Annotated in this window: 12 protein-coding genes; 7 read left to right on the top strand and 5 right to left on the bottom strand. The window is 66.1% G+C overall.

The window, feature by feature from the left end:
- Positions 1 to 14: 14 nt before the first annotated feature.
- The 4 genes from OVA11_RS15375 to OVA11_RS15360 form a co-directional block, all read right to left on the bottom strand.
- A complete protein-coding gene (locus OVA11_RS15375; RefSeq protein ID WP_268068158.1) occupies positions 15 to 512 on the bottom strand; it encodes a hypothetical protein in 498 nt (165 codons plus the stop codon).
- Between the two features lie 147 nt (positions 513 to 659).
- A complete protein-coding gene (locus OVA11_RS15370; protein WP_268068157.1) occupies positions 660 to 1307 on the bottom strand; it encodes a DUF1190 domain-containing protein in 648 nt (215 codons plus the stop codon).
- A gap of 10 nt (positions 1308 to 1317) precedes the next feature.
- Positions 1318 to 1731 (bottom strand): DUF350 domain-containing protein, encoded by a 414-nt coding sequence (locus tag OVA11_RS15365; RefSeq protein WP_268068156.1) that lies wholly within the window; start codon positions 1729 to 1731, stop codon positions 1318 to 1320.
- A gap of 67 nt (positions 1732 to 1798) precedes the next feature.
- The gene (locus tag OVA11_RS15360) at positions 1799 to 2452 is read right to left on the bottom strand and encodes a YjfK family protein (RefSeq protein WP_268068991.1); all 654 of its coding nucleotides are present in this window, start codon (positions 2450 to 2452) and stop codon (positions 1799 to 1801) included.
- A 148-nt stretch (positions 2453 to 2600) separates the two neighbouring features.
- Here OVA11_RS15360 and OVA11_RS15355 point away from each other — a divergent pair, with 148 nt between their 5' ends.
- Genes OVA11_RS15355 through OVA11_RS15345 form a run of 3 tightly spaced genes read left to right on the top strand, consistent with a single transcriptional unit; the run spans position 2601 to position 5217 of the window.
- Positions 2601 to 3272 (top strand): YjfI family protein, encoded by a 672-nt coding sequence (locus OVA11_RS15355; protein ID WP_268068155.1) that lies wholly within the window; start codon positions 2601 to 2603, stop codon positions 3270 to 3272.
- Between the two features lie 23 nt (positions 3273 to 3295).
- Entirely contained in the window at positions 3296 to 4054 is a 759-nt protein-coding gene (locus tag OVA11_RS15350; protein WP_268068154.1) for a PspA/IM30 family protein, read from the top strand.
- Complete coding sequence (locus OVA11_RS15345; RefSeq protein ID WP_268068153.1) at positions 4054 to 5217, top strand: glutathionylspermidine synthase family protein; 1164 nt, start codon at positions 4054 to 4056, stop codon at positions 5215 to 5217. The genes OVA11_RS15350 and OVA11_RS15345 overlap by 1 nt, the downstream gene beginning before the upstream one ends.
- Here the strand turns inward: OVA11_RS15345 and OVA11_RS15340 are convergent.
- The gene (locus tag OVA11_RS15340; RefSeq protein ID WP_268068152.1) at positions 5214 to 5951 is read right to left on the bottom strand and encodes a copper homeostasis protein CutC; all 738 of its coding nucleotides are present in this window, start codon (positions 5949 to 5951) and stop codon (positions 5214 to 5216) included. The genes OVA11_RS15345 and OVA11_RS15340 overlap by 4 nt on opposite strands.
- Before the next feature lie 53 nt (positions 5952 to 6004).
- Between OVA11_RS15340 and OVA11_RS15335 the strand changes: the two genes are divergently transcribed.
- The 4 genes from OVA11_RS15335 to OVA11_RS15320 all read left to right on the top strand — a co-directional run bounded on the left by OVA11_RS15335 (position 6005) and on the right by OVA11_RS15320 (position 11084).
- Positions 6005 to 7036 carry a N(4)-(beta-N-acetylglucosaminyl)-L-asparaginase gene (locus OVA11_RS15335; protein WP_268068151.1) on the top strand — a complete coding sequence of 344 codons (1032 nt, stop codon included), beginning with the start codon at positions 6005 to 6007 and terminating at the stop codon, positions 7034 to 7036.
- A 65-nt stretch (positions 7037 to 7101) separates the two neighbouring features.
- Positions 7102 to 7962: a dienelactone hydrolase family protein gene (locus tag OVA11_RS15330; protein WP_268068150.1), complete on the top strand. Its 861-nt coding sequence runs from the start codon at positions 7102 to 7104 to the stop codon at positions 7960 to 7962.
- A 173-nt stretch (positions 7963 to 8135) separates the two neighbouring features.
- The gene (locus OVA11_RS15325; RefSeq protein WP_268068149.1) at positions 8136 to 9689 is read left to right on the top strand and encodes a GH39 family glycosyl hydrolase; all 1554 of its coding nucleotides are present in this window, start codon (positions 8136 to 8138) and stop codon (positions 9687 to 9689) included.
- Between the two features lie 105 nt (positions 9690 to 9794).
- Positions 9795 to 11084 (top strand): MFS transporter, encoded by a 1290-nt coding sequence (locus OVA11_RS15320; RefSeq protein WP_268068148.1) that lies wholly within the window; start codon positions 9795 to 9797, stop codon positions 11082 to 11084.
- The last annotated feature ends 1 nt before the right edge of the window (position 11085 follow it).

Genomic DNA, 11085 nt, shown 5'->3' with positions numbered 1-11085 from the left:
ACCTCCCGACGGAGCTAGTGCAGCGTTCTTGGGCGCAGGGGCGCCACGGCGATCACGGGCTCGTCCAGGCGCATTGGCAAGGCCATGCCTTCCTGCGCCAAGGCCGCGTTCAGGTAGCGGGCCATCAAGGTCACGGCTTCGGGCGCGATCACGAGGCTCTCGATCAGGCGATCGGCCATCTCCAAACTCGCCGGGCTGACGCCACAGGCCACGATGAGGCGTTGCTCGTCGTCGGCGTAGCTGCGGCAGCCCGGCGTTGAGAAGCGCAGCGGGCGACGAACCTGCCCCTCGATGGCGCTCATCATCAGGATGAAGGCGCTGGCCAGGCGAGGCGAGATCAGGGCTCCAGCGGTCTTTGAAAGACGCGCGCCGGGTTCTTCCCGCAGCACACGGGCCGCAGCCCACTGGCGCAGCATCCAGAGCAGGACGCGCTCACCCTCGGCCAGACCGGCGGGGCCGCAAACCTCCAGAGCGGCGTCGGAGAAGAGATCGGTGAAATGGTCGGGCCGCACGCCGTAAATCTCCTCGCCTGGCAGGGGGCCGACACCCGCCCTGGCGAACCGACTTCGGTGAGCGGCCCGACGCGTTCTTGCGAACGCTTCGCAAGTAAACGCGCTGAGCTATTGCGAGTCAATCGCAAAAACGAGGTGGTCGGCGATTTAGCCGCCGAAGCCGCCCTTGAAGCCGCCGCTGCTGCTGGCGTAGCTGCGCCCGCCGCCGAAGCCGCCGCGCGAGACGACGGAGGTGCGGGTCTGCACCTTGGGCGGCGCGTTGCGGATCACATCCGGCGGATCGATGCTGGTCTTGCTGATGACCGTCTTGCCGGTGCCGTAGTCCCGTCCGAGCTGGCCGCCCCAGGTCGAGTAGTAGCCGCCGCCGTAGCGGTCGTCGCGGCGATACATGCCGGTGCCGCGATAGTAGCCGCCGCCGCCGTCCAGCATCTGGCCGATCACGAAGCCGGCCAGCAGGGGTCCAAAGAAGCTTTGGCCGTTCTCGCTGCGGGGCACGCAGTTGCCGGCCCCATAGACCTCTTCACAGGTCGCGCGTGCGTCGTAGCGCGGTCCCTTTTCGGCGTCGTCCTTCTGGGCGGCGGCCCAAGAGGTCGCGCACTGCTCGTCGGAGACCTCGTTGGCCACCTGGCATTCGGCGAGGCTCTTGTAGCTGAACGCCTGGACCTGTTCGCCCCGGTTGGGGTCCCAACTGGCCTGGGGCGAGGGATCGTCGCAGCCGGCCAGGGTGAGCGAGGCCGCGCCGGCCAGCATGCTGCTGAGCTTGAGCGAATTCGAGCGCTTGCGAGGAGCGGTCATGGCGAGATCCTCAGGTGGTCATGCAGGCGGCGTTGAGCAGGCCGACCGCAATGGAGATACCCGCGAGGTAGACGCCGACCGAGACCTCGCCGTTTTCGATGCGCGCCTTGACGTCGGGCAGAGCGACGAGGCGCACGCCGGTGAAGGCGGCGATCTGGATCACGCCGGCCAGCGTCGCCCAGGCCGCGAACTCGGGCAGGCTGACCGTGTGGCTGAGCGCCGAGGCCAGCGGCAGGACATAGCCGATCAAGGCGCCGGCCAGCGCGATCGCGGCCGCCGTGTTGCCTTGCCGGATCAGGGCCCGCTCGTTGTACGGAGTCACCCACTGGTAGACGTACTTGAAGGCGATGGTGAACAGGCCCGCCACCACGAAGGCCAGCAGGAAGGCCATCGCTCCGGCCTTGAAACCGATGAAGTCGAACATCTGGCTGGCTCCTTCAAGAAGACCGGTCGACCGGCGCGTGCGGATCGAACGCGTGGCCTGTCAAAACTTAGGCTCGGAACTCGCCCACCGACAGCGGCAGGCCGATCATGGTCTCGTGACTGACGTCCTTGCTGTCCTCGGGCTCGAGGGTCAGGGCCAGCAAGAGTTCGCGCCCGTCGCCGCCGAGAAGCTCCCGGTGGAACAGCATGACCGTCTGAAAGAGGCGGCGGTCGGGCGTCTGGGCGTCACGGGCGTAGTAGACGTCTTCCCAGAGCGTGACGGGATCCTGACGTTCCGCCTCGTCGCCGAACCACAGGCGGGTATAGGGCGGCAGGCCCTCGGGCTGGAACGTGCGCGACCGCAGGCGTTCGCTCCACAGTTCGTGATCGGCGCGATCAGCCGGATACTCGCTGGCCCAGGGCGTGAAGACGGTGAAGTCGTTGGCCTTCTGTCCCTCACGATCATCGGAGACGACCTGGAACAGGATCTCGTCGTCCGTGTAGAAGCGATGGACGAAGGCGCCGTCGTTCAGCTGGATCAGGCCCTGGGCCGTGATCTCCAGCGTATCTCGGTCGAGGGCGAACTTGGTCTCCGCGCCCAGCCGTCGCCAGGCCAGCGGGTCCAGCACCACGGTCCGGCCGATCGTCACGTTGCGGATGATGGGCAGGGCGGGGCCGGAGGGTTGGTCTTTGCGGCCGAAGAGTTTTCCGAACATCGCGATCGGCGAGGCCTCGAATCCTGGGCCGGCTCGCTTATCTGGTGGGCGAGGCCGGTTTCCCGAAAGCGTGCTTGCCCTCGGGTGAAGTCGGTCGCAGGATGACGTCGAACGGTGACTTGTCAAGCATACATGTTATGCGTACATGTAACACATGCCTGCCAAACTGAAGAGAAGCGCTCAGGCCGCTGAAAGAACGCGGGCGTGGCGCGAGGCGCGACGGAACGCTGGCTTCGTGAAAATCGAGGTCTGGGCGCCGGCGGCGTGCAAGCCCGACATTCTTTCGGCTGTGCAGGCCATCGTCGTCGAGTCGGTCCGCGGACCGGCGCTGCAGACCAATCCCAATCCCCCCAAGGGCGTCAGACACATGGACTCCGTTATCGACACCGCCTGGACGATCCACACCCTGCGCGATGCGCTGGTGGAAAGCGCGCTCGTGCGCGAGGACGAGATGACCGTGACGGTCGTCGAGGGCGTCGAGCCCGTGCTGATGGTCGTCATGCACGAGTTCGGCGACCTGCCGATCTATGTCAGCGGCGGCGGGCTGCAACTGGTCGTCTCGACCCTACTATGGGCCTGTGACGAGCAGAACAATCGCGCGGAATTCAATGAGTTTTTGCTGAAGGCTCAGAAGATCGTGCCGCTGTCGAACTTCGGCATCACCACGGTCGACGGCCGCGACTATTACGAGCTGATGGGCGAGATCTCGTCCAAGACCACCTTGCAGACGCTGGTCATCGAGCTGCGCACCCTGGCCGATAACGCCATCGCCGCCGCCAGCGACCTGCGCGATTCCTTTGAAAAGAGCCGCGTCGCGGCCGCCTGAAGACAGAGACCGGAGAACTTCGAATGTCGATCTGGAGCAAGCTCTCGGCCCTGTTCCGCGGCGCGGCGCATGACGGCGCGCAGACGGTGGTGGACGCCAACGCCCTTCGCATCCTGGACCAGGAAATCCGCGACGCCGACAACGCCCAGGGCAAGGCCCGGGACGAGCTGGCCAAGCTGGTCGCGCGTCGTCGCGCGCTGGAGACCGAGGTCGCCCAACTGACGGACCAGTCGCGCAAGTACGAGTCCTCTGCGCGGGCGGCGATGAACAAGGGCGACCAGGCTCTGGCGCTGGAAGTGGCGCAGCGCATCGCCGACCTCGAAAAGGATGCGGGCCAGAAATCGACCCAGATGAACGAGCTGCGCGCCGCCGAGGAAAAGCTGCGCACGGTGATCGCCCAGACCGACACCAAAGTTGAGGCGCTGCGCCGCGAGATCGAGATCGTGAAGGTCAACGAAAGCGTCCAGAAGGCGCAGGCGGCCGTCATCTCGCGCTCGGGTTCGGCCAGCGGCGTGGTCGGCTCTGCGGCCGACAGCCTCAAGCGCATCAAGGAACGCCAGGCGGTTCGCGAAGAGCAGTTCCGACTGCACAGCGAGTCGGAAGACCGCAAGACCGGCGCGGATCTCGACGCCAAGCTGGCGGCGGCGGGCATCCTGCCGGGCGCGAGCGGCGCAGAGGACGTGCTGGCGCGCCTGATGGCCCCCAAGGACGAAGCCTTGCCGGCCCCCATGCTGGCCATCGAGGACAAGCAAAAGGTCGGTCGGGACGGCTCGAACGCCTGATGCGTCGTCTGACCCTCAAGCCTCGGCGGGACTGGAAGTCCAAGGCCGAGGCCGTCGGCTTCACCTGGCACCACGCCGATGGCCGCCGCTACTGGGACGAGCGAGCGGCCTACGCCTTCACGCTGGAGGAGGTCGAGGGCCATCTGGAGCCCGCGACAGAGGCGCTGCACCAGCTCTGCCTGGAGCTTGTGGACGACGCCGTCAAAAGCGACGCCCTGATGGCCCGGCTTCAGATCCCCGAGGCCGCCCGCGACCTGGTCGCGGCCTCGTGGGCGGCGCGCGATCCCTCGCTCTATGGCCGGTTCGACTTCTTCTACGACGGGGCTGGGCCGCCCAAGCTCTACGAGTACAACGCCGACACCCCGACCAGCATCTATGAGGCGGCGGTGTTCCAGTGGCTGTGGCTGGAGGACATGATCCAGCAGGGCGCGCTTCCCGACGCCACCGACCAGTTCAACAGCCTGCATGACCAGTTGGCCGAGCGCTTCAAGGCGATCTTCCCGAACGGCGGCTTCGTTCACTTTGCCAGCGACCCGGATTTCGTCGAGGACCGTCAGACGGTGCGATTCCTGGAGGACATGGGCCGGCTGGCGGGCCTGGAGCCCAAGTTCGTACCGACCACGGCGATCGGTCTCGACGCGGACGGCCGCTTCGTCGACCAGGACAACTACATCATCGGCGCGCTGTTCAAGCTGTATCCCTGGGAGGACATGCTCCGAGAGCCCTACGCCGCCAACATTGCGGCCTCGAAGACCCTGTTCCTCGAGCCGCCCTGGAAGGCGGTGCTGTCGAACAAGGCGATGCTGCCTCTGCTTTGGGAGCGCCATCCGGGACATCCCAACCTGCTGGAGACCTATTTCGACGACGATCCCAAGGTCGAGCGTCTGGGGGCCAGCTACGCCCGCAAGCCGCTGTTCAGCCGCGAGGGCGCGAACATCGAGCTCTGGAAGGACGGTCGCAAGGGCAGGGTGCTCGACCAGGGCTACGGCGGTGAAGGCTGGATCCGTCAGGCGCTGAAGCCGCCGCCGAAGTTTGGCGTGAACTACCCCGTCGTCGGCTCGTGGGTGATTGGCGACCAGCCGGCGGGCGTCGGCGTACGCGAGGATCGCAGCCGCGTCACCCGCGACCGCTCGCGGTTTATCCCGCACATTATCGAGGCTTAGAGCGCGCGCAGCGCTTTGACCGCCTCTGCAACGGCGGCTTGGCTGGTGTCGCGAAGCTCGGGCGGAACGAAGCCCATGGCGCCGAGCTGCGAGCGCGGATCGGCGCCTGGAACCGGACCGCCGAACGAGCCGTGGGCTTCCCGCACGCCCGTCCGGCGCACCAGTTCGGCGATGTTGCCGGGCCTGACGCCCGCTCCAGCCATGATGCTGATGCGCCCGCACGCCTGTTCCACCAATGCGGCCAGCCTGTCTGTCGCGTCCAGCGCGTTCAGCGCGCCGCCCGAGGTCAGCACGCGCTCGAAGCCCAGCTCGACAGCGATCTCGAGCGCTTCGGACATGTCCGGAACCACGTCGAAAGCGCGATGCAGCGTCGTGCCCAGGCCCTCGGCCTGTTCCACCAGTTTGCGCAGGACCTTTAGATCCAAGGCGCCGTTGGCCTGGCTCGCGCCGATCGTGACGCCGGGCAGGCCGTAGCCTCGAACCGCGTCGATATCCCGCCGCATCGCATCCAGGTCGCGCGCGTCGTAGCAGAAGTCGCCGTGGCGCGGGCGGATCATCGGATAGACCGGGATCGGCGCCGATGCGGCCTGCGCCATCAGGCCGGGCGCTGGGGTCAGACCTTGCAGGGCGAGCGCCGAGCAGAGTTCGACGCGATCCGCGCCACCGGCGATCGCCGCCGCCAATCCAGAGGGCGTATCGACGCAGACTTCGAGCAGAACGCGATGGGCGGACATGGTTTCTCGTTTGGCCGTGTTACGGACTCGGTCTGGTCTGTTGGAGCATACCGATGTTGAATCGCAGAGGGCTTATCGGCGCGTCTTTGGCGGGATCGGCCATGATGGGCGCCAAGGCGGCGTTCGCCGACGACGGGGCCGTCCGATTGCAGGGCGCCGGGGTGATCTCGACCTGGGACTTCGGCGTCGCGGCGAACCAGGCGGCCTGGGCGATCCTGTCCAAGGGCGGTCGGGCGCTGGACGCCGTGGAGGCCGGCGCGCGGGTTCCCGAGCAGGATCTGAAGAACCACAGCGTCGGCCGCGCCGGCTATCCGGACAGGGACGGGAACGTCTCGCTGGACGCCTGCATCATGGACGAACTGGGCAACTGCGGCGCGGTGGCGGCGCTGGAGCATATCGCGCACCCGATCTCGGTGGCGCGCCGCGTGATGGAAAAGACTCCGCACGTGATGCTGGTCGGCGCCGGAGCGCTGCAGTTCGCGCTGGAGCAGGGCTTTCCCCGCGAGGAACTGCTGACGCCCGAGTCCCGCGCCGCCTGGGAGGCCTGGAAAAAGGACGCCAAATACGATCCCAAAGCCAACAGTGAGGTCTTGGACTACGGCAAGACCACGGGGCAGCTCGGCACGCCGGGCGGGGCGGGCAACCACGACACCATCGGCATGCTGGCGATCGACGCCAAGGGAAACCTATCCGGCGCCTGCACCACCAGCGGCATGGCCTGGAAGATGCGCGGCCGGGTCGGCGACAGCCCAATCATCGGCGCGGGGCTCTATGTCGACAACGACGTGGGCGGTGCGACCTCGACCGGTGTCGGCGAAGAAGTGATCCGCAATGTCGGCAGCTTCCTGGTGGTGGAACTGATGCGCCAGGGACGCTCGCCCGAGGCGGCCTGCCGTGAGGCCGTCGAGCGGATCTTGAAGAAAAAGCCCCAAGCCAAGGACATCCAGGTTGGTTTCCTGGCCGTAAACAAGGCGGGCGAGGTCGGAGCCTGGGCGATCCAGTCCGGGTTCAGCTACGCGGTGTGCGACGGTCGCAAACAGGACCTGCTCGTCCCCGGCAAGGCGACCTATTCGGCAGCCCGGTAAAGTGGATAGGCGAACGGATAACGCGGTTATAGCGTGCCGGTCCCAAATCTAAGGAGGAGACCGCCATGTGCGATGACGAAATCCACCCCGGCCTCATTCAGGATCCGACGATCTCTCGCCGCCGGTTCGGTCTGCTGACCGTCGCGCTGACCGGCGTCGCTACAGTCGCGCACGCCGACGACTCCGTCGTGGAGAAGGACGTCGCGGTCAAGACGCCGGACGGCGAGGCCGACGCGGCGCTGTTCTATCCCAAGGGCAAGGGCAAGTGGCCCGCCGTGCTGCTGTGGCCCGACATCTGGAGCCTCCGTCCGGTGTTCCGCCAGATGGCCCGTCGTCTGGCCTCCTCGGGCTATGTCGTTCTGGTCCCCAACCTCTATTACCGGACCAAGAAGGCGCCGGTGATGGAAGGGGCGATGAGCTTCGCCAATCCCCAGGATCGCGAAACGATCTCGGCCCTGGCCAGGACCGTGACGCCGACCACGGCGGTTACCGACGCCGTGGCCTTTGTCGCCTTCCTCGACGCGCAGCCGCAGACCAACAAGGCCAAGCGCGTCGGCGTTCAGGGCTACTGCATGGGCGGGCCGCTGGCCTTCCGCACCGCTGGCTCGAACCCCACGCGCATCGGCGCCGTGGTCAGCTTCCATGGCGGCGGTCTGACCGCCGAGGGGCCAGACAGCCCGCAATTGCTGATCCCGAAGACGAAGGCCGACTATCTCGTCGCCGTCGCCGACAACGACGACAAGCGTGATCCGACGTCCAAGGACAAGCTCAAGGCCGCGTTCGCCGAGGCCAAGATCAAGGCGACCGTCGAGGTCTATGTCGGCGCCAACCACGGTTGGACCGTGCCTGGCAGCCAAGCCTACAACGAGCCTGCGGCGGAGAAGGCCTGGAGCGAACTGCTGGCGCTGTACAAGACGGCGCTATAAGTCTCTGATCCACAAGCATTTCATCCGGCTTGATCGCTTCGATCAGGTCGGGTGAAGCCTGTTTGCTAACGGCGGAGGATCCGCCGTTGCGGCCATTGCAGCGATGCCGCAAAATCAATTGATAGCGCTATCAACGGCGTGTAGCTGTTCCTTCAAAGACGAGGAGGAAACGTATGTCGCTATCGCGTCGGGCCCTCGTGGCGGGTTTGTCGAGCCTGCCTGTCGTAGCGAACGCCGGACCCGGTGTGCGGATCATTCACGTCGACGCGCGCCGAACCGGTCATCCGGTCGATCGCTTCTTCGATCTTTCGATCGGCTCCGACTATCCAGGCACACTGATCCGCGAGGATAGCCAGGCGCAGCTGAAGACGACCGTCGACGAGCTGGGTTTCCGCTACATTCGCTTCCACGCGATCTTCCACGACGTGCTGGGCACGGTGAAGATCCAAGACGGCAAGATCGTCTACGACTGGACCAAGATCGATCAGCTCTACGACGCCCTGCTGGCCAAGGGGATCAAGCCCTTCATCGAACTGGGCTTCACGCCCGAAGCGATGAAGACCTCCGACCAGACGATCTTCTACTGGAAGGGCAACACCTCCCATCCGCAGCTTGGTCCCTGGCGCGACCTGATCGACGCCTTTGTCCGCCACCTGCGCGCCCGGTATGGCGTCGAGGAGGTGCGGACCTGGTTCTTCGAGGTCTGGAACGAGCCCAATCTCGACGGCTTCTGGGAGAAGGCGGATCAAGCGGCCTATTTCGAGCTTTATGACATCACCGCCCGCGCCATCAAGGCGATCGACCCGAGCCTGCGGGTCGGCGGGCCCGCCACGGCCGGCGCGGCGTGGGTTCCGGAGTTCCTGGCCCATGTGAAGAAGAGCGGTTCGGCCGTCGACTTCGTCACCACCCATACCTACGGTGTCGATGGCGGCTTTCTCGATGAGAAGGGCGTGCAGGACACCAAGCTGTCGCCGTCACCGGACGCCGTCGTCGGGGATGTGCGCCGCGTTCGGGAGCAGATCGAGGCCTCGGCCTATCCGGGTCTGCCGCTCTACTTCACCGAATGGAGCACCAGCTATACGCCGCGTGACAGTGTTCACGACAGCTATGTCAGCGCCGCCTACATCGTCGAGAAACTGCGGCGGACCCAGGGTCTCGTCCAGGGCATGAGCTACTGGACCTATACCGATCTGTTCGAAGAACCGGGCCCCCCGACCGCGCCGTTCCAAGGCGGTTTTGGCCTGATGAATCCGCAAGGGATCCGCAAGCCGGCCTGGTTCGCCTACAAGTATCTGAACGCTCTGAAAGGGCTTGAGCTGGCCTGTGAAGACGATCAGGTCTTCGCGGCGCGCGATGGGGATCGGGTTTCGGTTCTGGCCTATGCTTGGCGACAGCCCGACCAGAAGGTCAGCAATCGCCCGTTCTACACGCGGCCCCACCCCGCCTCCGACATCGAGCCGCTGAAGGTCCGGTTGAGCCACCTCAAGCCAGGCCGTTATCAGCTGCGGGTGCGCCGGGTCGGTTATCAGCGTAACGACGCCTACAGCGCCTATATCGAGATGGGCCTGCCCACCACGCTCACGCCGGCGCAGTTGCGATCGCTCGAGGCGCTGACCCAGGACCGGCCGGAGATCGAACGGTTGCTGCGCGTGTCGGGGGACACGAGCGTGGACCTGCCTATGCGGGCCAACGACGTGGTTCTGATCGAGCTCGATCCACTGGCCTAAGCGATACGGCGGCTCTTCGGATCCTTGATGATCCGTGCACCGCGCGCAACACGACCACGCCGCCAAACGCCGCTCAAACGCGCTTCGCCTATCTGGAGATCATCCATGTCCGACTCGTCCAGCGACCTGGAGCGCGCCACCGTCGGGCGTGTCACACGGCGGCTGATGCCGCTGTTCTGCCTGATGTACCTGATCGCCTATATCGACCGGCAGAACGTCTCCTACGCCAAGCTCGACATGGTCTCGGCGCTGGGTCTGAGCGAAGCCGCCTATGGTCTCGGCGCTTCGCTGTTCTTCATCGGCTACTTCCTGTTCGAGGCGCCCGCGAACCTGATTCTCGCGCGGGTGGGCGCGCGGGTGTGGTTCGCCCGGATCATGTTCTCGTGGGGCCTGGTCACACTGGCGCTCGGCTTCACCCAGAACGCGGCGATGTTCTACGTCCTGCGCTTCCTGCTCGGGGTGGCCGAGGCGGGGTTCTTCCCCGGCGTGCTCTACGTGCTGACCCTCTGGTACCCGCAGGCGCACCGCGCCCGTATGGTCGGGCTCTTCATGATCGCCTCGGCGTTCGCCAATGCGGTCGGCGCGGCGATCGGCGGGCTTCTGCTGGGGATGGACGGTCTCCTCGGCCTTGCCGGCTGGCAATGGGTCTTCCTGGTGACAGGGGCTCCGGCGGTCCTTTTGGCGCCCTATGTGCTCTGGCGGCTGCCGAGCGGTCCTTCGGACGCTCGTTGGCTTCCGGATGTCGAAAAGTCCTGGCTGGCTTCGACGCTCGCGGCCGAGCGGAGCGGGGAGGTAGACGATCATCGCGGGGCCTGGAAGGCGATCTTCGATCCGCGCGTCCTGATGCTGGCCGGCCTCTATATCGGCATGCCGCTGGGCGCCTATGGCCTCAGCTATTGGCTGCCGACTATCGTGAAGTCGTTCGGGGTCTCCAACACCATGAACGGCTTCATCAACGTCATCCCCTGGCTGTTTGTCGCCGTGGCGCTGTGGTTCGTGCCGCGCCACGCGGCGCGACACGGCGCCAGCGCCTGGCATATCGCAGGGCCCGTCCTGCTGGCCGCAGTGGCCCTGAGCCTCAGCGTCATCGTGCCGGGCGCGCCCTTGAAGTTCGCCATGCTGTGCATCGCCGCGCCTGCTATCTTCGCCGCCCAGCCGGTGTTCTGGAGCCTGCCGCCCAGCTTCCTCAGCGGCCCACGGGCGGCGGCGGGCATCGCGACCATCAACGCCGTCGGCAATCTAGGCGGCTTTATCGCGCAGAATCTGGTTCCGATCGTCCGCGACGCCACCGGCAGCGCGCTGGCCCCCATGTTCGCGTTGGCGGCGGTGCTGCTGGTCACGAGCCTGCTCGTCTTCATCGTGATGGCGCGGCTGAAGCGTGCTCAGCCGGGATGAT

Source organism: Caulobacter sp. SL161, from assembly GCF_026672375.1.
GTDB lineage: Bacteria > Pseudomonadota > Alphaproteobacteria > Caulobacterales > Caulobacteraceae > Caulobacter.
The sequence above is the reverse complement of the archived record's forward strand: the minus strand, read 5'-3'. Positions and strand labels throughout refer to the sequence as shown.